The following is a 22712-nucleotide window of genomic DNA, read 5'->3' as shown; positions in this document are numbered from 1 at the left end:
CAGAGCGCGGAAACGGTGACCCTTCAGCCCCGTCAACCACTCATCCGGGGCGTTTTCCCGAAGGGGTGCGCTAGCGGGCACTCATTCGGGGAAGGAGTAACGGGATATGTTGACGCGCCAGTTGGACCGGACGCGGGAGTCGCGCCGTGAGCGGCTCGTCCGTACGGCGGCAGACCGGCGTACGGACGCGGACCGACGGACCTCTCTCCTTACGGCGCCCCCGGCCGGACGGATGAGAGTGCGACCCGCGCGCGGCACGACGGCCACCCGACCTGGCACCGCCGCGCAGGGCACGACGTCCGCACCCACTCCTTACCGCCGCGGCACGAGGGCCGTCGGCACTCACACCCGCCGCGCACGACACGTCGACGGGCCGTGCTCACGCAGGCCCGCGCGACGTGTCGACGGCCGTGCTCACGCAGGGCGCGAGCGCAGTCCCTCCAGCAGGATGTCCAGCAGCCGGGCCGAGGCCGCCGCCTGCTGAGCCGCGTCGGGCAGCGAGGGCGCCGCCGTCGCGATGACCAGCAGCACATCGGCCACCGTCACATCGCGGCGCAGCTCACCGGACGTCCGCGCGCGGTCGACCAGTCGGCCCACGACCTCCAGCAGATCCGCCGCCCCGGCGCCGAGGTCCACGACCTCGTCCGCCGGTACGGGACGGCGCTCGGCCACCCGCGGACCCGCCTGGACCGGAGTCTGACCGGCTTCCTGGCGCTGCTGCGGCACCCGAGGCTCGTCCCACGCCTCTCCCGCCTCACCGTCCGCGACCCGTACGGACCCCTCGTCGCCGACCGCCGCGGGCTCCTCGGCCTCGACGCCGACCCGCAGTATCTGCGGAGGCAGCAACCGCCCGGCGCCCGAGGCCACCGAGGTCCGGAGGAAGCGCGACAGCGCCGACCACGGCTCCTCCTCCTGACCCAGCGCGGACCGGGCCTGGTCGGTCAGTCGGGCGGTCTCCTCCTCGGCTATCCGGCGAACCAGCACGTCCTTGCTGGGGAAGCGGCGGTACACCGTGCCGACACCGACCCGGGCGCGGCGCGCCACGTCCTCCATCGGCGCGCCGTACCCCAGCTCGCCGAAAACCTCACGTGCGGCCCGCAGCACGTGCTCCAGATTGCGCTGGGCGTCCACGCGCAGCGGCGCCGAGCGGGCGTGTGCGACGACTCCGCCGGCCTGGGCGCCGAGTGCGGCTCCCAGCACGCTCACGGCTTCCGACGATGCGGCGGTCCCGACACCGCTCACCGTGCCGACTGCCCCGATCTGCCCGATTCCTTCGGACGTGACCGCAGCAGTCGGCCAATGCGATTCCTGAATATGCATAACAGTTCCCCCGGTTATGACGTCTCCCCCCGGAGACTCCCGCCGTGTCAGTCGAGGGTGGATCGATGGTCACCATCCGACACCCCGACGACATATGAACATAGTTGAGCCCGGGTCAATTCAGAAGGGGGCAGCCCGCCGGGAGCGCCTTCCTGCCCGAGCGCGGACCGGCCGGTCACCGATCGGAGCCCCTCCCGAGGCCGTCCCCGTAACCCCTGACCTGCACGACTTCCGCACAAGCGGCACGGCTGTCACCTGAGGTCCGTACAGAACCTCCGGTCACACAATTTGCCGGGGCTGTGGACAAACTCCTGCGCACGTTGCGTCATGGGGTGGTGATGGCTTCAGATTCCGGGGGAACACCCCCCGGCCCCCCGCCGGGTGTGCGCATTCTCGTCGTCGGTGGGGGCTATGTCGGGATGTACACAGCGCTGCGTCTCCAACGGAAGCTGAAGCAGAGACTGAGAAGCGGTGAGGCGGAGATCGTCGTCGTCACCCCCGACCCCTATATGACGTATCAGCCGTTCCTTCCCGAAGCCGCCGCCGGTTCCATCTCGCCGCGCCATGTCGTCGTGCCGCTCCGCCGGGTGCTGGCGCACTGCACCATCGTCGTCGGGGAGGCCCGACGCATCGACCACGCCAAGCGCACCGCGACCGTCACCACCCTCGCGACGGGCGAGGACGGCACCGGCGCCGTCGAGATCCCGTACGACGAGCTCGTCCTGGCCCCCGGATCCGTGTCGCGCACCCTCCCGGTCCCCGGCCTCGCCGATCACGGCGTCGGCTTCAAGACCATCGAGGAGGCCATCGGCCTGCGCAACCATGTGATCGAGCAGATGGACATCGCGTCCGCCACCCGCGACCCCGCCATTCGCGACGCCGCACTCACCTTCGTCTTCATCGGCGGCGGCTATGCGGGAGTGGAGGCGCTCGCCGAGCTGGAGGACATGGCCCGCTACACCTCGCGCTACTACCACAACATCAAGGCCGAGGACCTGAAATGGATCCTCGTCGAGGCGACCGGCCGCATCCTCCCCGAGGTAGGGGAGTCGATGGGCAGGTATGCGGTCCGGGAGCTGCGCGGCCGCAACATCGACGTACGCCTCGACACCCGCCTGGAGTCCTGCGAGGACCGGATCGCCGTGCTCAGCGACGGCTCCCGCTTTCCGACCCGCACGCTCGTGTGGACCGCCGGAGTGAAACCCGCCCCCCTGCTCGCCGCCACCGACCTCCCCCTGAACGCACGCGGCAGGCTCGTCTGCACCGCCCGGCTCACCATCGACGGGACCGAGCACGCGTGGGCCGCCGGTGACGCCGCCGCCGTCCCCGACCTGACCGCGGCCGAACCCGGCAAGGAGACCGCCCCCAACGCCCAGCACGCGGTCCGCCAGGCCAAGGTCCTCGCCGACAACCTTGTCGCGGCGATCGACGGCCGCCCGCTCAAGGACTACCGGCACAGCTATGCGGGCTCCGTCGCCTCCCTGGGCCTCCACAAGGGCGTCGCGCACGTGTACGGCCGCCGCCTCAAGGGGTATCCGGCCTGGCTGATGCACCGCATGTACCACCTGAGCCGCGTCCCGACCTTCAACCGGAAGGCCCGGGTGCTGGCCGAATGGACCCTCGCCGCACTCTTCAAGCGCGAGATCGTCTCCCTCGGCTCACTGGAACACCCCAGGGCCGAGTTCCAGATCGCCGCAGGAAGGCGCCCCCGGCCGGACGACGACTGTCAGTAGGGTCCGACACACTGGACGTGTGACCATAGGTGGGCTCACATCTGCACAGAGTGACCCGGCCGGCAGCGACCGACAGTGACCATCGAGGAAGACCGTCCCCGGGGGCGAGAGACCGCCACCACATACTTGTGACCCCCGGCAGAGGAAGCAGCCCGCCCGAGCGGACCAGACCGACACACGAGGCAATGGATTCCGTGAACTTCACGCGTTGGAGCGCCCGCCTACCCGGTACGCAGCGTCGAGCCGCCCGGGACGACCGCAGTCCCGTACCGGCGGCCCGCGCCGAGTACGCACAGGCCGACACCGGGTCGGGCCCTCCGGACGGCGGTCAGGACGGGCCCGGCGCCGCGTCCGCCGCACCCGCCCTGGAAGACCTCTCCGCCCGCGACATCCTCGGCCGGCTGCCCGCCCTCGTCGCCCTGGTGCACGGACCCGACCACCGCATCGCGTACGTCAACGACGCCTACGCCGCAGCTTTCGGCCCCCGCCCCTGCGGTGTTCCCGCGGCCGAGGCCATGCCCGAGCTCACCGAGCTCAGCCTGCTCCCTCTGATGGACCAGGTCCTGCGCAGCGGCACGCCGCGCACCGTCAAGTCCCGCAAGGCCGGCAGCGGCAATTCGTACACGATCACCTGCACCCCCGTGCGGCAGGACAGCGACAACCACCGTGAGAGCGGCGTCCTCGTGTACGCGGCGGATGTCACCGACCACGCCGAAGCGGCCGAGCGACTGCGCACCAGCGAGAGCCGCCTCCGCGAAACGGCCGTCACCCTTCAGCGCTCGCTGCTCCCGCAGGAGCTTGAGCAGCCGGACGACCTGCGGATCGCCGCCACTTACCAGCCGGGCGGCACGGACGCCGCGGTCGGCGGCGACTGGTACGACGTCATCACGCTCGGCGCCGGCCGCACCGCGCTGGTCATCGGGGACGTGATGGGCCGCGGCGTGCGCGCGGCCGCGGTGATGGGCCAGCTGCGCACAGCGGTACGCGCGTACGCCCGCCTCGATCTCCCGCCGCACGAGGTGCTCCAGCTGCTCGACGGACTCGCCGCCGAGATCGACGCCAGCCAGATCGCGACCTGCGCCTACGCCGTCCACGACCCCAACGAGGGGCTGCTCGTCTACTCCTCAGCAGGCCACCTCCCGATCCTGGTGCGCGACGAGGACGGCACGGTCCACCGCGCCGAGGACCCGACCGGACCCCCGCTCGGCACCGGCGGCTGGATCCACACCTCGGGCACGATCGCACTGCCGCCCGGCTCCACCGCCGTCCTCTACACGGACGGCCTGGTCGAGCGCCGCAGCGAGGACATCGACGAGGGCGTGGCCTCGCTGGAGCGCGCGCTCTCAGGTGCCAAGGGGTCGCCCCAGGTGGTCTGCGACCGCCTGATGCGCTCCCTCAACATCACGGCGGAACACGACGACGACGTGGCGGTGCTGGTCGTCCAGCACCCCGCGCGCACCGGAGCGACCGCGGAACTCTTCCACAACGCCTCGCTCGATCTGCTCGGCGGCATCGAGGCGGCACCGCGCGCCCGTGCCTTCGCGACGGGTGTACTGACGTCGTGGCGCTTCCCGGTGGAACTGTGCGACCTGGGCGTCCTCGCCGCAGGTGAGTTGGTGGCCAACTCCCTGCAGCACGGGACGCCGCCGATGCGCCTGGGTCTGCGGCGCACGAACCGCAGGCTGATCATCGAGGTGACGGACGGCGACGACCACCTGCCGCGACGCCGCCGGGCCGAACCGGGGGACGAGGCGGGCCGGGGCATCTCCATCGTCGCGTCGATCGCCACCTCGTGGGGCAGTCGCCGCACACCCGGCGGCGGCAAGGCCGTCTGGTGCGAATTCGCGCTGCCGCAGTAGCGGACCAGGGCCCGCCGGCCCGCCCCGTCAGTGCACGGCGGCGACGGGCGCCGGCACCGCTGCCGACGTGTTCTCCGGCAGCGACACGGCCACCACCCGCGACGGCACGGCCGCGAGCGAAGGCTGGTCCTGTACGGGGGTGAGCCGCCGCCCGAGCCGCAGGGCGAGCACCGTGATGCCCAGCGAGAACAGTACGAACGTCACGATGTACGGGCCGTGCAGCGACGCCCCCATCGGACCGCCCACCGCGGGACCGACCGCCAGCGCCAGCTGCTTGCACAGCGCGAACGCCGAGTTGTACTGACCGACCATCGATTCCGGCGCCAGATCGGCGACCAGCGGCGCGACGGTCGGAGAAAGCATCGACTCGCCGAGCCCGAACAGTGCGTACGTCGAGATCATCGCGGCGGTCGCCATGGTCTGGCTGCCGTGTCCGAGACCCGCATAGCCCGCCACGATCCAGGCGAACGCCCAGATCAGACCCACCGAGGCGATGACCCGGCTGCGCCTGCGACGCTCCACCAGGCGCAGCACCACGAACTGGGCCACGACGATGACGGCGGTGTTGGCGGCCAGCGCGACCCCGAGCGTCGAGGGCTGGATCCCGGCAGCCTCGGTGCCGTATGCCGCGAGGCCGGACTCGAACTGTCCGTAGCAGGCGAAGAACACCACGAAGCCCAGTACGCACAGCTGCACCATGGCCCGGTGCGAGAGCAGCACCCGCAGCCCACCGCGCGGAGCGGACCCGTCGGCCGGCGCCGTCTGAACGACGGCAGGGTTACGCGGCATCCGTACGGTCGCCGCCATGGCGCCGAGAACGAGGAACATCACCGCTTCGATCAGGAACAGCATCGTGAAGGACGAGGCCCGGCTCGTGTCCACGATCAGCCCACCGACCAGGCCGCCGATGCCGAGTCCCAGGTTCTGCAGGAAGAACTGCATCGCGAAGGCGCGGGTGCGGGTGGATGTGTCGGAGCAGCGGACGAGCATGGTGGCGAGGGCCGGCTGCATGACGGCGGTACCCGCACCCAGAACCGCTGCCGACAGGACGGAGGCGGTGACGCCCGAGGAGAGGCCCAGCGCGGCGGCGCCCAGGGAAGCGACGACCGAGGCGACGACCAGGACGGGCAGCGGCCCGCGACGGTCGATGGCCCGGCCGGTGAACGGTAGGACGGCGAGCGCTGCCATGGCGAAGACCGCCAGTACGACTCCCGCCGTACCGGCACCCAGATCCCGAACCTGCGCCACGTAGACGTACAGATACGGAACGGTGAACCCCAGCCCGAACGCGCTCAGCGCGCTCCCCAGCTGGATCCGCCGCAGTGCTGCACCCATTTCCCTGGTCACACTCACCTACCTCAAGGTCTAGAAACCACATGAACGAACGACTCGAACCCGAAGACTTTAACACTAAAGTTAGAACGTCAACAATACAGACCGAAGGACTTCGACGGCTACGGAGGGCGTGCCATACTGCCCGCCATGGCTGACACCACCGAGCCCGAGCTCCAGGAGCCGAGCCTCGACGAGCAGATCGCCGCCTATCAGCGCGAGTTCCGCGACCTGGACCCCCAGGTCGAGCAGGTCGTCTCGGCCCTCGGCAGGCTGAACCGCCGGATGAACGTGGCGTACGGACGGCAGGTCGCCGCCCTCGGCATCAGCAACGCCGAGTGGGAGGTGCTGAAAACCCTGGTCCTGTCCGGCGCTCCCTACCGGCTGGGCCCCGGTGAGCTCGCCAAACGGCTGGGTCTCACCCCGGCCGCGATGACGCACCGCATCGACCGCATGGCGGGCGAGGGCCTGGTGACCCGTGACCGCGACGAGAACAACCGGGTGCGCGTCATCGTCGAGCTGACGGACGAGGGTCGTACGAAGTGGCTGGAGGCGATGCGGATGGCCACGCACTTCGAGGAGGACCTGCTCCAGGACCTCTCCGGCGATGAGCGGGGAGTCCTCGGCGAGATGCTGATCCGCCTCCTGCGCCGCGTCGAGCACGCCCAGCCGGACGCCGGCGGACGCCTCACCGACCTGGGCTGAGACCGGCCGGCGAGGCGATTGCCCGGGGCGCCGGGGGAGGGGTTGACACGGCCTGCCGAGCTCCGTAAGGTTCTTCGAGTTGTCACGGAGCCGGAACGGTTCTTCGACAACCGATCCGCCGCGAATGCGGCAACCAAATTTCAGCGCGACATCCCACACGGGATCGATTTCGGCATGCCGAAATCGAGAACGAAGACTCGATTATGAGTCGCCGGGAAAATTCGCTAGAGTTTGGACGTCGGAACGGCCCAACAGCCGGAAAGACAAACCCCGCTGACGGGGAATCGGACACGAAAGAGTCTGATAGAGTCGGAAACGCAAGACCGAAGGGAAGCGCCCGGAGGAAAGCCCCAGAAAGTGTTCTGAGGGTGAGTACAAAGGAAGCGTCCGTTCCTTGAGAACTCAACAGCGTGCCAAAAGTCAACGCCAGATATGTTGATACCCCGACCTGCTTCGGCAGGTTCGAGGTTCCTTTGAAAAGTCCTAACAGGTCTCTGGCCTGGTAGGCAATGCACACAGCGAGGACATAGTGGATGACCGGTCATATTCCGACCTGGTTGTCCCGCTCTCGTGGTGTCTACCCGATTACGGGAAAACATTCACGGAGAGTTTGATCCTGGCTCAGGACGAACGCTGGCGGCGTGCTTAACACATGCAAGTCGAACGATGAAGCCTTTCGGGGTGGATTAGTGGCGAACGGGTGAGTAACACGTGGGCAATCTGCCCTTCACTCTGGGACAAGCCCTGGAAACGGGGTCTAATACCGGATAACACTTTCCCTCTCATGGGGGAAGGTTAAAAGCTCCGGCGGTGAAGGATGAGCCCGCGGCCTATCAGCTAGTTGGTGGGGTAATGGCCTACCAAGGCGACGACGGGTAGCCGGCCTGAGAGGGCGACCGGCCACACTGGGACTGAGACACGGCCCAGACTCCTACGGGAGGCAGCAGTGGGGAATATTGCACAATGGGCGAAAGCCTGATGCAGCGACGCCGCGTGAGGGATGACGGCCTTCGGGTTGTAAACCTCTTTCAGCAGGGAAGAAGCGAAAGTGACGGTACCTGCAGAAGAAGCGCCGGCTAACTACGTGCCAGCAGCCGCGGTAATACGTAGGGCGCAAGCGTTGTCCGGAATTATTGGGCGTAAAGAGCTCGTAGGCGGCTTGTTGCGTCGGTTGTGAAAGCCCGGGGCTTAACCCCGGGTCTGCAGTCGATACGGGCAGGCTAGAGTGTGGTAGGGGAGATCGGAATTCCTGGTGTAGCGGTGAAATGCGCAGATATCAGGAGGAACACCGGTGGCGAAGGCGGATCTCTGGGCCATTACTGACGCTGAGGAGCGAAAGCGTGGGGAGCGAACAGGATTAGATACCCTGGTAGTCCACGCCGTAAACGTTGGGAACTAGGTGTTGGCGACATTCCACGTCGTCGGTGCCGCAGCTAACGCATTAAGTTCCCCGCCTGGGGAGTACGGCCGCAAGGCTAAAACTCAAAGGAATTGACGGGGGCCCGCACAAGCAGCGGAGCATGTGGCTTAATTCGACGCAACGCGAAGAACCTTACCAAGGCTTGACATATACCGGAAAGCATCAGAGATGGTGCCCCCCTTGTGGTCGGTATACAGGTGGTGCATGGCTGTCGTCAGCTCGTGTCGTGAGATGTTGGGTTAAGTCCCGCAACGAGCGCAACCCTTGTTCTGTGTTGCCAGCATGCCCTTCGGGGTGATGGGGACTCACAGGAGACTGCCGGGGTCAACTCGGAGGAAGGTGGGGACGACGTCAAGTCATCATGCCCCTTATGTCTTGGGCTGCACACGTGCTACAATGGCCGGTACAATGAGCTGCGATGCCGCGAGGCGGAGCGAATCTCAAAAAGCCGGTCTCAGTTCGGATTGGGGTCTGCAACTCGACCCCATGAAGTCGGAGTTGCTAGTAATCGCAGATCAGCATTGCTGCGGTGAATACGTTCCCGGGCCTTGTACACACCGCCCGTCACGTCACGAAAGTCGGTAACACCCGAAGCCGGTGGCCCAACCCCTTGTGGGAGGGAGCTGTCGAAGGTGGGACTGGCGATTGGGACGAAGTCGTAACAAGGTAGCCGTACCGGAAGGTGCGGCTGGATCACCTCCTTTCTAAGGAGCACTTCTTACCGAGTCCGCTCGGTCAGAGGCCAGTACACCGGCGAATGTTCGGTGCTGGTTGCTCATGGGTGGAACGTTGACTATTCGGCACGGTTGGCTGGTTTTCGTAAGTACTGCTTCGGCGTGGAACGCGTAAACGAGTTGACTGTGTCGGGCACGCTGTTGGGTATCTGAAGGTGCGGCCGTCATGGTCGTCCTTCGGTTGCCGGCCCCAGTGAACTCGCCTGTAAGGGTGGGGTGATGGGTGGCTGGTCGTTGTTTGAGAACTGCACAGTGGACGCGAGCATCTGTGGCCAAGTTTTTAAGGGCGCACGGTGGATGCCTTGGCACCAGGAACCGATGAAGGACGTGGGAGGCCACGATAGGCCCCGGGGAGCTGTCAACCAAGCTTTGATCCGGGGGTGTCCGAATGGGGAAACCCGGCAGTCGTCATGGGCTGTCACCCGCTGCTGAACACATAGGCAGTGTGGAGGGAACGAGGGGAAGTGAAACATCTCAGTACCCTCAGGAAGAGAAAACAACCGTGATTCCGGGAGTAGTGGCGAGCGAAACTGGATCAGGCCAAACCGTATGCGTGTGATACCCGGCAGGGGTTGCGCATGCGGGGTTGTGGGATCTCTTTTTCACGGTCTGCCGGCCGTGAGACGAGTCAGAAACCGTTGATGTAGGCGAAGGACATGCGAAAGGTCCGGCGTAGAGGGTAAGACCCCCGTAGCTGAAACATTAACGGCTCGTTTAAGAGACACCCAAGTAGCACGGGGCCCGAGAAATCCCGTGTGAATCTGGCGGGACCACCCGTTAAGCCTAAATATTCCCTGGTGACCGATAGCGGATAGTACCGTGAGGGAATGGTGAAAAGTACCGCGGGAGCGGAGTGAAATAGTACCTGAAACCGTGTGCCTACAAGCCGTGGGAGCGTCGCTGTGTGTGCTTGCACATGCAGTCGTGACTGCGTGCCTTTTGAAGAATGAGCCTGCGAGTTTGCGGTGTGTTGCGAGGTTAACCCGTGTGGGGAAGCCGTAGCGAAAGCGAGTCCGAATAGGGCGATTTAGTAGCGCGCTCAAGACCCGAAGCGGAGTGATCTAGCCATGGGCAGGTTGAAGCGGAGGTAAGACTTCGTGGAGGACCGAACCCACCAGGGTTGAAAACCTGGGGGATGACCTGTGGTTAGGGGTGAAAGGCCAATCAAACTCCGTGATAGCTGGTTCTCCCCGAAATGCATTTAGGTGCAGCGTCGTGTGTTTCTTGCCGGAGGTAGAGCACTGGATAGGCGATGGGCCCTACCGGGTTACTGACCTTAGCCAAACTCCGAATGCCGGTAAGTGAGAGCACGGCAGTGAGACTGTGGGGGATAAGCTCCATGGTCGAGAGGGAAACAGCCCAGAGCATCGACTAAGGCCCCTAAGCGTACGCTAAGTGGGAAAGGATGTGGAGTCGCAGAGACAACCAGGAGGTTGGCTTAGAAGCAGCCACCCTTGAAAGAGTGCGTAATAGCTCACTGGTCAAGTGATTCCGCGCCGACAATGTAGCGGGGCTCAAGCGTACCGCCGAAGTCGTGTCATTCACACATATAGGGCCAACGCCTGTGTGGATGGGTAGGGGAGCGTCGTGTGCCGGGTGAAGCAGCCGCGGAAGCGAGTTGTGGACGGTTCACGAGTGAGAATGCAGGCATGAGTAGCGATACACACGTGAGAAACGTGTGCGCCGATTGACTAAGGGTTCCTGGGTCAAGCTGATCTGCCCAGGGTAAGTCGGGACCTAAGGCGAGGCCGACAGGCGTAGTCGATGGACAACCGGTTGATATTCCGGTACCCGCTTTGAAACGCCCAATACTGAATCAGGCGATGCTAAGTCCGTGAAGCCGGCCCGATCTCTTCGGAGTTGAGGGTAGTGGTGGAGCCGACGAACCAGACTTGTACTAGGTAAGCGATGGGGTGACGCAGGAAGGTAGTCCAGCCCGGGCGGTGGTAGTCCCGGGGTAAGGGTGTAGGCCGTGTGGTAGGTAAATCCGTCACACATTAAGGCTGAGACCTGATGCCGAGCCGATTGTGGTGAAGTGGATGATCCTATGCTGTCGAGAAAAGCCTCTAGCGAGTTTCATGGCGGCCCGTACCCTAAACCGACTCAGGTGGTCAGGTAGAGAATACCGAGGCGTTCGGGTGAACTATGGTTAAGGAACTCGGCAAAATGCCCCCGTAACTTCGGGAGAAGGGGGGCCATCACTGGTGAGGGAACTTGCTTCCTGAGCTGGGGGTGGCCGCAGAGACCAGCGAGAAGCGACTGTTTACTAAAAACACAGGTCCGTGCGAAGCCGTAAGGCGATGTATACGGACTGACGCCTGCCCGGTGCTGGAACGTTAAGGGGACCGGTTAGCTGACTTTCGGGTCGGCGAAGCTGAGAACTTAAGCGCCAGTAAACGGCGGTGGTAACTATAACCATCCTAAGGTAGCGAAATTCCTTGTCGGGTAAGTTCCGACCTGCACGAATGGCGTAACGACTTCTCGACTGTCTCAACCATAGGCCCGGTGAAATTGCACTACGAGTAAAGATGCTCGTTTCGCGCAGCAGGACGGAAAGACCCCGGGACCTTTACTATAGTTTGATATTGGTGTTCGGTTCGGCTTGTGTAGGATAGGTGGGAGACTTTGAAGCGGCCACGCCAGTGGTTGTGGAGTCGTCGTTGAAATACCACTCTGGTCGTGCTGGATGTCTAACCTGGGTCCGTGATCCGGATCAGGGACAGTGTCTGATGGGTAGTTTAACTGGGGCGGTTGCCTCCTAAAGAGTAACGGAGGCGCCCAAAGGTTCCCTCAGCCTGGTTGGCAATCAGGTGTTGAGTGTAAGTGCACAAGGGAGCTTGACTGTGAGACCGACGGGTCGAGCAGGGACGAAAGTCGGGACTAGTGATCCGGCAGTGGCTTGTGGAAGCGCTGTCGCTCAACGGATAAAAGGTACCCCGGGGATAACAGGCTGATCTTCCCCAAGAGTCCATATCGACGGGATGGTTTGGCACCTCGATGTCGGCTCGTCGCATCCTGGGGCTGGAGTCGGTCCCAAGGGTTGGGCTGTTCGCCCATTAAAGCGGTACGCGAGCTGGGTTTAGAACGTCGTGAGACAGTTCGGTCCCTATCCGCTGTGCGCGTAGGAATATTGAGAAGGGCTGTCCCTAGTACGAGAGGACCGGGACGGACGAACCTCTGGTGTGCCAGTTGTCCTGCCAAGGGCATGGCTGGTTGGCTACGTTCGGAAAGGATAACCGCTGAAAGCATCTAAGCGGGAAGCCTGCTTCGAGATGAGTATTCCCACCCTCTTGAAGGGTTAAGGCTCCCAGTAGACGACTGGGTTGATAGGCCAGATGTGGAAGCCCGGTAACGGGTGGAGCTGACTGGTACTAATAGGCCGAGGGCTTGTCCTCAGTTGCTCGCGTCCACTGTGTTAGTTCTGAAATAACGAACGGCCGTGTTTTGTTCCGGTGTTGGTTAATTTCATAGTGTTTCGGTGGTCATTGCGTTAGGGAAACGCCCGGTTACATTCCGAACCCGGAAGCTAAGCCTTTCAGCGCCGATGGTACTGCAGGGGGGACCCTGTGGGAGAGTAGGACGCCGCCGAACAATCATTGTAGAAAGCCCCGTGCCCTTGTGGCACGGGGCTTTTCTGCGTTCCGGACCCGTTCATGCAGCAGCCGGCCTCAGCCTCTATGCGCAGACCGACCGACCAGGAAGGGCAGAGGGTGCAGGGGATCGGGCGCCGGGTAGCACCACCGCGACGCGCTACCGGGGCCGGGCGCACGACTGTTGTTGGCCTCGGCCGGCGGGAACCGGGTGCCCGTGATCGCCCAGCTGGTGCAGGCAGACGAGGACACTGCCTGAGACGTTGTCCACGGGTCAAGGTGATCGGCCACCCTGCCTGGACCGGAGGTGAGTGGGAGGCGACCTCCGTCAGTTCAGGCCTCACGACGCGGAGTTCGTCATCCGAAAGGCCATCACCCGCCCCACCAAGCCTGGTCAACCTTCACCCGCTGGTCCCTGCGCGAGCTCGTCGCCTACCTCCGCACAATGCACGGCCGTGTGATCCGGATCGGCAGCCAGACGTGACGCTGCCTGCCGCCCGCCTCGGCGCGACCTTTCAGTGCACCAAGACCTGACCGGATGCCCGCCATCCATCACCGCATTCACGGCGGGTGCGATTTCCACGGCTGCCATTCGATCGGCGACGACACCCTGGGAAGGGCGTCAACCGTGGCAGAAAGAGCCCCGCCCATACGCTGCCCGCGCTGAAGTCGATACGCCTTGCCCGGTTGGACGGCGCACCGACCTTAAGAGCTCGTGTTACGAGCTCTAGGGCTTGCCGGGAATCAACACGTCGGTTTGATCTTGTTTTTGTCGAGGTCGAGGAATCTCGCGATGTCAGTCGGCGTGCGGAAGCGGGCGGTCGAGGCAGGGATGTGAACTCCGTGGGCTTCCAGGAGCGGGCGGACTTCTTTCGCCGCGCGGCTGATGGTCATGGCGGTGGTGTTGAAGAGCTGGCCCAGGAGGTCCATGGTCGCGAGTTTTCGCAGGTGGAGCACGGTGGCCAGGACTCGGTCGGCTGGGGTGAGCTTGGGTTTGGCTCCTGTGCCAGGGGCCACCAGGCGTTGGTGGCCTCTGCGGGTGCGGAGCACTTGCTCGCGTTGAATCTCCATCGCTGGAGTCAGCACGTCGATGAGTTCGTTGAGCTGCCGGCGGGTCATCCCGGTCAGTTCCGGGTCCTGTAGCGAACGCTGCGTGAGGCGGGCCGGTCCGTCCGCCAGGGCCTCGTCCTGTGTGCTGGTGGTGGTCGCCGTGTCCGTCGGGCGCTGGGGGTGGAGGGTGTAGTTCCAGTCGCCGTGGAAGCGGTGGCGGGTGATGGGCAGGGCGGCGATCTCGTCGTCGCTGACGCGGATGCCGGTGGGGTACTCACCGCTGTCGAGTTCGGCCTGGACGGTGAGGCCGGTGCGGCTGGTGGTCGCGGCGATGGTCTGGAGCATGACTTCGTGGCTGGTCAGGGGCCTGCCTCGCCAGTTCATGGTGATGTGGGAGAACAGCCGGTGCTCGATCTTGTTCCACTTCGAGGTGCCGGGCGGCAGGTGGCACACCGTGATCTCAAGGCCGGTCTCGGCGGCGAGATCGGCGAGCTGGGTCTTCCAGCCCCGGGTGCGGTAGCCGTTGGAGCCGCCACCGTCTGCGGTGATCAGCAGTCGGCGGGCGCCGGGGTAGTCGTGCCGGCCGACCGCCTGCCACCAGCGGCGGATCGAGGCGACGGCGAATGCCGCAGTGTCGTGATCGGTGCCGATGCTGACCCAGCCGGTGTTCGCCGTCATGTCGTAGATTCCGTATGGAATTGCCTTCTCGGCCTGGCCGGGGAAGTCGTGCGTCTTGACCCTCACGGGCTGTCCTGCGGGCTGCCATTCGTGCCCGGCGTTCTTGTAGTCGCCGATCAGCTCCTTCTTCTTGCTGTCCACGCTGATCACCGGGTCACCGGCGTCCCTGTGATCTCGTGCCTGCTCGTTGAGGTAGCGGAACTGGGCATCTCTGTCGGGGTGCTGGGCACCTTCAATGGTCTTGGCGTTGGCCTGCAGGCTGAAGCCTTCCTCCCGCAGCAGGCCGGCGACGGTGTCGGCGGAGACCCGGTGCCCCTGGCGGGTGAGCTCTGCCGCCAGTTTCCGGGTCGACTTCGTCGTCCAACGCAGCGGCGACATCGGGTCGCCCCGCTCGTCGGGCTCGACCAGCGCCAGCAGTGCCGGCCGCAGCCCAGAGTCCAGCTCGGCCGCCTTCTTCCGCCCTCCGCCGGGATGGCGCACCCGCCCCAACGGGGCCTGACCGGAGTCCAGTTCAGCCGCCCCACGCGAGACCGTGGCCTCCCGGACCCCGGCTGCAGCGGCGACGATCCTGATGCCGCCATGCCCCAGCGACAGTGCTTCCGCCCCTATGGCCAGCCGACGCTGACGCTCGTCCAGATGCGGCAACAACACCTGGAACTTCGCCGCCAGAACGGCCTCGATCCCCTCCGGTCTCCCCATACCAGACCAACGAGCCCCACAGCTGGAAGCCACGACTTGTTTCCCGGCAAGCCCTTAGGTTCTGTCTCTTTGGCCGCGTCGAGCCCAGATGTGGACACGACGAACGTGGAGTGGCGCCTGCCTGTCTGCATTCGCCGAGCAGAGAATCCGGTTGCCTGGGCTGCCAGTTTGTCCACAGACTCGCAATCATGATGTCTCACGCACGTGGCCTGGTCCTTGAACGCTTCCGCTGGATCGGTGGCCACGCTGATGTCTGGCAGGTCTTTCGTGACCCAGAGGCTCTTGCTGCGGTGGTCCGTGGACTGGCTGGGCCGTTCCGGGAAGATGGCGTCACGGCCGTCTGCGGCATTGAGTCGCGGGGGTTCCTGCTGGGCGCGGCATCTGCCGTCGAGCTCGGCGTCGGCTTCGTCGCGGTACGCAAGGGTGAGGGGATCTTCCCCGGGAAGAAGGTCACCAGGCGCAGTGACCCCGACTACCGGGGTACTCGCCAGGAGTTGCGTCTGCAGCGGATGGCGGTAGGCCCTGAGGACCGGGTGCTGCTGGTCGACGACTGGATCGAAACGGGTAGCCAGGCGTCGGCTGTGCGGTCGATGGTCGAGGAATGCGGCGGGCAGTGGGTCGGTTGCTCCGTCATTGTTGACCAGACAGCCCCGGCCCGGCGGGCGGACCTGGGCGTCCGCAGCATTGTCACTGCAGCCGAACTTCCGGCTTGGGATGGGCAGTCCTGACACGTGTCCGCCTGGCTGGTTACTCGGTTGACGGGATATGTCTGGCTGATTGGTGATCACTGACGCAACGTGGGACAGGATCGCGCCGTTGATGCCGGTCGATCCGGTTCGCGGGCTGCGGTGGGCCGACCACCGCCGCACACTTGAGGCCATTGCGTGGAAGTACCGCACCAGCTCGTCGTGGCGAGACCTGCCGGACGAGCTCGGCCCGTTCCGGACTTCTCACAAGTGCCTGATCAGATGGGCCGTCGACGCCGCATGGGAACGCATCCTCGCCGCTCTCCTGGCCGCAGCCGATGCCGAGGGCGACACCGACTGGACCGTGTCGGTCGACTCGACCATCGTCCGAGCCCACCAGCACGCCCCCGGCGCACTCAAGAAGGGGCAGCCGGCCGAGCCGAACCCGCTGATCACGCCCTCTGGCGTTCCCGCGGTGGGTTGAGCACGAAGGTTCATTTGGCCGCCGACGGCCGGGCACGACCTTTGGCCTTCACCCTCACCGCAGGCCAGGCCGGTGACACACCCGCCTTCGAGCCGGTGATGTCCGGCATCCGCGTGCCCCGCAGCGGCCCGGGTAGGCCACGAACCCGTGCCCCTCGCCGTCCTAGCCGACCGTGCGTATTCCTCACGCGCTATCCACACCCACCTGCGGCGTTGGGGCATCCGTGCTGCCATTCCACAGCCGTCCGACCAGGTTGGCCATCGTCTGAGGCGAGGACGACTCGGAGGCCGCCCGCCAGGCTTCGACAGCGAGGCATACAAGCAGCGGAACACTGTCGAGCGGTGCATCAACCATCTCAAGCAGTGGCGCGGCCTGGCCACGCAAACCGAGAAACTCGCGATCGCCTACCAGGCAGCACTGCACGTCGCGAGCATCCTCGTCTGGGCCCGATGCTGACCAGAGAGACACCCCTAGTTCCCGGTTATGTGCGGCGGAGGGGCGGGCGCCGCGCGGCTTGGTCCGGCGTGGTTCGGCGACGAGGGATCCCGATACCCATGCCTTGGCCGAGGCCCCCTTCGATCCCGAACGTTGGCCGGCGCTGCACGTGCCCGCTGCGGACGGTCCTGCCGCTGTGATGATCTACCGCAACCCGGTCGGCGACTACGGCAGCGAGTACCGCTTGACCCATCCAGGCCGCAAGTACGCCCAGTGCATCGCCAGTTGGGAAGAAGGTCTGTCGGGAAGATCGCGGCGAGACCAGGGATGGGGCTCGCCGTCGAGCGACCGCTTCCGCCCCCTGCTCAGCAGATGGGGTGTTGGTACGGCTGGTGCGATGACGGCGTAGTGCCATACCAACGGGTGACGATGCGGCTGGCCGGGCCGTTGCTGGGCGTCCCCACAACCTGCAACTTGCCGGATCAGAGCCCAGCCCTGGCCGCCGCTCGGGCCCCAACCATGCAAACGCTTGCTCGTGGTGCGCCGGGCTCATCGTGGATGGCGCCCCTCCTACCATCCACGAGCACGGCATGGCAGCACCGCCATGGAACTGCGGACGGTCCGAGAACCACCAGGTCGTCATCCACGCCCCATGACGTCGGCGCCGGCGGCGCAGAGGCGCAAGAGAGGCCTCGACCGCAATCAGGCTGGCGACACGTTGCAGAAGCAGGTCCGCGCCCGGGGCGAGGAGGTCCTCGCGTACATGAAGACCTGGAGGAAACTCCACGACTTCCGCCTCCATGGCGTCGGTGCAGTCGGTGCAGTCGGTGCAGGAGGATCCGCTTGACGAAAATGTCCCATGACCTGGGAATCCTTGGCGTCTGCGTGAACCGTCGTCCCCGCGGCAACCGGCCGCAGGACCCGACCCACGCCGTAGAAGCGCGGGGGCCGCAATCCACCACTTCTTCCTTGAGGTCTCTGAGGAGGTCCTGGTGAAGCGGATCCACGCACGAAGCTCTTTACGCAGGACAACCCCGAGCAGGATGAACGGGTGCGGCAGTGGTGGCACAGACCTTAGGCCAGGATCGAGCCGTGGGCGGCCGCGCTGAACACGCCCCCGACGACTCCGTTTTCCTGGACGGTGGACTGACCACAGCGGAGTTGGCTGAGGACGTGCCGGCCGGCGTGCGTGGAAGCTTGGGCCGGTAGTCCCAGGCGAACAGACGCCGTGGTGCCAGCGCCGAAGCGGCCGCGCTGATCATTCAGAGCCTGGGTGGGCGCCCTGACCGCCGTCTGCGAGAAGCGGAAGCTTCTGAGCTGTTGTCAGCCGCTGGTTCTAAGGTCGGCGCTATGACATCAGACCTGGTCCAGGACTCATGGACTCGCATCGACGCGTGGCTGCGCGAGCATGCGCCCCGCACGTTTGCCACGCTTCGGCCGCCTGCAGGAGACGAGGAGATCGCAGCAGCGCAACAGGAACTGGGGGTCACCTTTCCTCCGGACCTGGTCGCTTCACTCCTCCGGCACAACGGGGGGCTGGAGGGACCTGAGGCTTTCCGCTTCAGCACGGGCGACCGGCTGCTCGGAGTGAGCGGAATCCTCGGGGACACCGGGTTCATGCGCGGCATCGACCAGGGCCTCGACGGTGAGACCGAGGACTACTGGCTTCACGATTACGTGAAGTTCGGTTCTTACGACGTGACGTCGGACGGTCTTCTGCTGGATTGCCGTACCGGGCGGGACTCCTTCGGTGCGATCGGACGGTTCTTCGACGAAACCGGCACCAGTTTCGGGCAGGCCGACTCGCTGGGTGAGTATCTGGCCGAACTGGCGGGAACGCTTGAGCGCGGCCAGGACGCCGGTGTCGTCACCTTCAACGGCCGGCTGTTCTGGGAGGGGCCTCTGCCTGCCCGGCCGCAGTACAGTGCCGACGAGCCTCTTCCCGCACCGGATGAGCAGCTGCCAGAGCTGGACCTGTCCTACAGTCCCACCGACCTCCTCCACGTGAGCCACCTGGACGGGCATGAGGAACTCGGTGCGCTGATCGCAGTCCTGCCGTATGAGCAGGTGGTCGACGCCGCGCGGAAGCAGCTGCGCAGACTGGCGGTCGAAACGGGCCTGAACAACTACCCGGAGGTCAAGACAGCCCTGGATGCGTGGGAGCGCGGTGCGGCCCCGCCGCAGCCGGACCAGACCAGCCCGCTCGCCTTGCGCCTCCGCGCGGTGCTCGCACGGGCCGACACCGGCCGAGACCACACACGCAGGTGGGCCGCGGAGAAAATAGCCCTTGGGATCTGGGGGTCCCCGTACAGGTCCGTGTGCGAGAGCGCGGAGACCCGGAGTCGCTTTGCTCTCGACTGGCGTGCGGACCTGCATGCGGACCTGGGCAATCAGCCTCTGCCACCGATACCTGACGACCGATTCTGGGGGGCGTTGCGCAACCCCGCCGTCGACTCCAGTTGGTACGCGTCCCAGTACAGCCAAGATCAGGACTGACCCCAGGGGTTTCGGTTCCGGGTGAGCGCTTCGTGTGGCGGCTATCGCCGGACGAAGCGCTCACTATGGATTTTCAGCGCTGCCGCTCCAGCCTGAGGATGGCCTTGACGATTGACGTCATGCGGTTGGGACTGCACCAGGACCTGCGGAAGATCCGCCAGGACGGTGCGGCTGATGTGTTGCGGATGGTGATCTCTCTAGGCTCGCGTCACCGCGTTCAACGGGCGCTCGGGCTGCGGCCAGCGCCCGGTTGAGGGTCTTCTCGGTGGGAGTGAGTTCCGTTCCTGGAGTGGCTTGCATCTGATGCCGGTAGTCAGACACGGTCCTGCGCGTTGGTAGGCGAGATCTGCCAGGACGGGAACGCCCTGACGCGCGCAGATCCGGATGATCCGGTGGGTGCGGGCGGCGGTCAGGTCGTGTGTGCGGGCCGGCAGGGCGGGCGAGAGCCAGAGCAGCCGGCCGTGCGGGTCGGTGACGACCTGCACGTCCACTCCGTGGCGCAGGTGTTTGTGGGAGTAGCCGGCCCGGCCGTCGCCGACCCGGTCGCACCCGGCGAGGGTGCCGTCGCGCAGGTGGAAGTCGGGATCGTGCTCGCGCAGCGTCTTGAGCAGACCCGGTGCTCGGTCGGCGAGCAGGTCGACGACCGCGCGGGTGTAGGCGTGGGCGGTGGACTCGCTGATCCCGAACCCGGCGGCGATCCTCGCCAGAGTGGTTGGCCCTCGCAGGTACACCAGTGCCACCATCGCCCGCTGAGACGGACGGAGCTTGCAGCGCCGGTCGCCCTCACGCGTGACAACCAGCATGGCGACCCACTCGACGAGCGCATGCGGCAGGTCAAGTGCGGCAGGGTGGATGACCAACGAGGTCCCCCGAGCGAAGAAGCTCCCTGATCGGGCAACTTCAGCCTCTGGCTGGATGGACTCAAGGGCCGACCGCCGGTCAGTGTGCGTACGGGTAGAAACCGATCTCGTCGCGCTTGAGGAAAAGCTCGACCCACGTGCCGGCAGGCCTCTGGGCAAGGGGCCGGCGAGGTCCAGGAGGAGCTGCGTGCCACCGAGGTCCAGCACGGCGCCACGGTCTTCTGGGAAGTTCAGCCGTACGAGCAGAACAACGCAGTGCCCACCGAGCCGCACTCCCGGCACGTAGCCGACTGCCGTCTTCGCGTTCCGCCCCCACACGACCGGCGGGGTTCAGGCATGGGGTCGCCGGAGCCTTGGCGCTGTTCGCACGTTCTTGTTCGAGCTCAGGCTGGTGCAGCTCCTCTCGTAGCGCTCGGTGGCGATGGCTTGGGCGGCCACGTGCGCCGGCTCGTTCGGGGGCCTGGGCGCTGACGCACACGACGACTGGACCGCTCCCGCGCAGGGTTCCGCCCGCTGACCCGGTCGCTGGGTGCGGAGGGCCGAATGATGAGCCGTCAGGTCTGACGCAGGGGTGGGATTCGGGCCCGAAAGACTCTGGTAGAGTTGAGCTCGCTGGAAAGGGAAAGCGCGAAAGCGAAGAACTGGAAAGCAAAAATGCGAAACCCGCTTCGACCGGGAATCAGACACGAAAGAGTCTGATAGAGTCGGAAACGCAAGACCGAAGGGAAGCGCCCGGAGGAAAGCCCCAGAAAGTGTTCTGAGGGTGAGTACAAAGGAAGCGTCCGTTCCTTGAGAACTCAACAGCGTGCCAAAAGTCAACGCCAGATATGTTGATACCCCGACCTGCTTCGGCAGGTTCGAGGTTCCTTTGAAAAGTCCTAACAGGTCTCTGGCCTGGTAGGCAATGCACACAGCGAGGACATAGTGGATGACCGGTCATATTCCGACCTGGTTGTCCCGCTCTCGTGGTGTCCACCCGATTACGGGAAAACATTCACGGAGAGTTTGATCCTGGCTCAGGACGAACGCTGGCGGCGTGCTTAACACATGCAAGTCGAACGATGAAGCCTTTCGGGGTGGATTAGTGGCGAACGGGTGAGTAACACGTGGGCAATCTGCCCTTCACTCTGGGACAAGCCCTGGAAACGGGGTCTAATACCGGATAACACTTTCCCTCTCATGGGGGAAGGTTAAAAGCTCCGGCGGTGAAGGATGAGCCCGCGGCCTATCAGCTAGTTGGTGGGGTAATGGCCTACCAAGGCGACGACGGGTAGCCGGCCTGAGAGGGCGACCGGCCACACTGGGACTGAGACACGGCCCAGACTCCTACGGGAGGCAGCAGTGGGGAATATTGCACAATGGGCGAAAGCCTGATGCAGCGACGCCGCGTGAGGGATGACGGCCTTCGGGTTGTAAACCTCTTTCAGCAGGGAAGAAGCGAAAGTGACGGTACCTGCAGAAGAAGCGCCGGCTAACTACGTGCCAGCAGCCGCGGTAATACGTAGGGCGCAAGCGTTGTCCGGAATTATTGGGCGTAAAGAGCTCGTAGGCGGCTTGTTGCGTCGGTTGTGAAAGCCCGGGGCTTAACCCCGGGTCTGCAGTCGATACGGGCAGGCTAGAGTGTGGTAGGGGAGATCGGAATTCCTGGTGTAGCGGTGAAATGCGCAGATATCAGGAGGAACACCGGTGGCGAAGGCGGATCTCTGGGCCATTACTGACGCTGAGGAGCGAAAGCGTGGGGAGCGAACAGGATTAGATACCCTGGTAGTCCACGCCGTAAACGTTGGGAACTAGGTGTTGGCGACATTCCACGTCGTCGGTGCCGCAGCTAACGCATTAAGTTCCCCGCCTGGGGAGTACGGCCGCAAGGCTAAAACTCAAAGGAATTGACGGGGGCCCGCACAAGCAGCGGAGCATGTGGCTTAATTCGACGCAACGCGAAGAACCTTACCAAGGCTTGACATATACCGGAAAGCATCAGAGATGGTGCCCCCCTTGTGGTCGGTATACAGGTGGTGCATGGCTGTCGTCAGCTCGTGTCGTGAGATGTTGGGTTAAGTCCCGCAACGAGCGCAACCCTTGTTCTGTGTTGCCAGCATGCCCTTCGGGGTGATGGGGACTCACAGGAGACTGCCGGGGTCAACTCGGAGGAAGGTGGGGACGACGTCAAGTCATCATGCCCCTTATGTCTTGGGCTGCACACGTGCTACAATGGCCGGTACAATGAGCTGCGATGCCGCGAGGCGGAGCGAATCTCAAAAAGCCGGTCTCAGTTCGGATTGGGGTCTGCAACTCGACCCCATGAAGTCGGAGTTGCTAGTAATCGCAGATCAGCATTGCTGCGGTGAATACGTTCCCGGGCCTTGTACACACCGCCCGTCACGTCACGAAAGTCGGTAACACCCGAAGCCGGTGGCCCAACCCCTTGTGGGAGGGAGCTGTCGAAGGTGGGACTGGCGATTGGGACGAAGTCGTAACAAGGTAGCCGTACCGGAAGGTGCGGCTGGATCACCTCCTTTCTAAGGAGCACTTCTTACCGAGTCCGCTCGGTCAGAGGCCAGTACACCGGCGAATGTTCGGTGCTGGTTGCTCATGGGTGGAACGTTGACTATTCGGCACGGTTGGCTGGTT

General features: G+C 64.8%; 8 protein-coding genes, 4 rRNA genes and 2 pseudogenes. 10 read left to right on the top strand and 4 right to left on the bottom strand.

Annotation, left to right across the window (positions count from 1 at the left end; translation table 11 throughout):
• Positions 1 to 414: 414 nt before the first annotated feature.
• Entirely contained in the window at positions 415 to 1320 is a 906-nt protein-coding gene (locus OG538_RS16845; RefSeq protein ID WP_406094431.1) for a TetR/AcrR family transcriptional regulator, read from the bottom strand.
• 419 nt (positions 1321 to 1739) lie between these two features.
• Between OG538_RS16845 and OG538_RS16840 the strand changes: the two genes are divergently transcribed.
• The gene (locus tag OG538_RS16840) at positions 1740 to 3053 is read left to right on the top strand and encodes an NAD(P)/FAD-dependent oxidoreductase (RefSeq protein WP_406094429.1); all 1314 of its coding nucleotides are present in this window, start codon (positions 1740 to 1742) and stop codon (positions 3051 to 3053) included.
• Between the two features lie 194 nt (positions 3054 to 3247).
• Entirely contained in the window at positions 3248 to 4912 is a 1665-nt protein-coding gene (locus OG538_RS16835) for a SpoIIE family protein phosphatase (RefSeq protein ID WP_406094427.1), read from the top strand.
• 27 nt (positions 4913 to 4939) lie between these two features.
• Here OG538_RS16835 and OG538_RS16830 read toward each other — a convergent pair whose 3' ends face one another.
• Complete coding sequence (locus OG538_RS16830) at positions 4940 to 6247, bottom strand: MFS transporter (RefSeq protein ID WP_406100180.1); 1308 nt, start codon at positions 6245 to 6247, stop codon at positions 4940 to 4942.
• A gap of 147 nt (positions 6248 to 6394) precedes the next feature.
• Here OG538_RS16830 and OG538_RS16825 point away from each other — a divergent pair, with 147 nt between their 5' ends.
• The 4 genes from OG538_RS16825 to rrf all read left to right on the top strand — a co-directional run bounded on the left by OG538_RS16825 (position 6395) and on the right by rrf (position 12694).
• Complete coding sequence (locus OG538_RS16825; protein WP_406094425.1) at positions 6395 to 6949, top strand: MarR family winged helix-turn-helix transcriptional regulator; 555 nt, start codon at positions 6395 to 6397, stop codon at positions 6947 to 6949.
• 598 nt (positions 6950 to 7547) lie between these two features.
• Positions 7548 to 9073 (top strand): 16S ribosomal RNA (locus tag OG538_RS16820).
• Positions 9074 to 9373: 300 nt separating this feature from the next.
• Positions 9374 to 12498, top strand: a 23S ribosomal RNA gene (locus OG538_RS16815).
• Between the two features lie 79 nt (positions 12499 to 12577).
• Positions 12578 to 12694, top strand: a 5S ribosomal RNA gene (gene rrf, locus OG538_RS16810).
• Together the 16S, 23S and 5S rRNA genes form the textbook arrangement of a ribosomal RNA operon.
• Positions 12695 to 13437: 743 nt before the next feature.
• Here the strand turns inward: rrf and OG538_RS16805 are convergent.
• Complete coding sequence (locus OG538_RS16805) at positions 13438 to 15120, bottom strand: ISAzo13 family transposase (protein WP_406091731.1); 1683 nt, start codon at positions 15118 to 15120, stop codon at positions 13438 to 13440.
• 188 nt (positions 15121 to 15308) lie between these two features.
• Between OG538_RS16805 and OG538_RS16800 the strand changes: the two genes are divergently transcribed.
• The 3 genes and pseudogenes from OG538_RS16800 (at position 15309) to OG538_RS16790 (ending at position 19221) form a co-directional block, all read left to right on the top strand.
• Complete coding sequence (locus tag OG538_RS16800; protein WP_406094423.1) at positions 15309 to 15848, top strand: phosphoribosyltransferase family protein; 540 nt, start codon at positions 15309 to 15311, stop codon at positions 15846 to 15848.
• Between the two features lie 49 nt (positions 15849 to 15897).
• Positions 15898 to 16746 (top strand): annotated as a pseudogene (locus OG538_RS16795) (IS5 family transposase).
• Between the two features lie 1329 nt (positions 16747 to 18075).
• Positions 18076 to 19221 carry an SMI1/KNR4 family protein gene (locus OG538_RS16790; protein ID WP_406094422.1) on the top strand — a complete coding sequence of 382 codons (1146 nt, stop codon included), beginning with the start codon at positions 18076 to 18078 and terminating at the stop codon, positions 19219 to 19221.
• 73 nt (positions 19222 to 19294) lie between these two features.
• Here the strand turns inward: OG538_RS16790 and OG538_RS16785 are convergent.
• Positions 19295 to 20081, bottom strand: a pseudogene (locus OG538_RS16785) (transposase family protein).
• Between the two features lie 993 nt (positions 20082 to 21074).
• Between OG538_RS16785 and OG538_RS16780 the strand changes: the two are divergent.
• A 16S ribosomal RNA gene (locus OG538_RS16780) occupies positions 21075 to 22600 on the top strand.
• Positions 22601 to 22712 lie beyond the last annotated feature (112 nt).

It is taken from the genome of Streptomyces sp. NBC_01013, assembly GCF_045162765.1.
Classification (GTDB): Bacteria; Actinomycetota; Actinomycetes; order Streptomycetales; family Streptomycetaceae; genus Streptomyces.
The sequence above is the reverse complement of the archived record's forward strand: the minus strand, read 5'-3'. Positions and strand labels throughout refer to the sequence as shown.

Excerpts from the sequence above, each read along its gene's own strand:
- OG538_RS16845 (WP_406094431.1), bottom strand. The coding sequence starts at position 1,320 with ATGCATATTCAGGAATCGCATTGGCCGACTGCTGCGGTCACGTCCGAA.
- OG538_RS16840 (WP_406094429.1), top strand. The coding sequence starts at position 1,740 with ATGTACACAGCGCTGCGTCTCCAACGGAAGCTGAAGCAGAGACTGAGA.
- OG538_RS16830 (WP_406100180.1), bottom strand. The coding sequence starts at position 6,247 with ATGGGTGCAGCACTGCGGCGGATCCAGCTGGGGAGCGCGCTGAGCGCG.
- OG538_RS16825 (WP_406094425.1), top strand. The coding sequence starts at position 6,395 with ATGGCTGACACCACCGAGCCCGAGCTCCAGGAGCCGAGCCTCGACGAG.
- OG538_RS16805 (WP_406091731.1), bottom strand. The coding sequence starts at position 15,120 with ATGGGGAGACCGGAGGGGATCGAGGCCGTTCTGGCGGCGAAGTTCCAG.
- OG538_RS16800 (WP_406094423.1), top strand. The coding sequence starts at position 15,309 with ATGATGTCTCACGCACGTGGCCTGGTCCTTGAACGCTTCCGCTGGATC.
- OG538_RS16790 (WP_406094422.1), top strand. The coding sequence starts at position 18,076 with ATGACATCAGACCTGGTCCAGGACTCATGGACTCGCATCGACGCGTGG.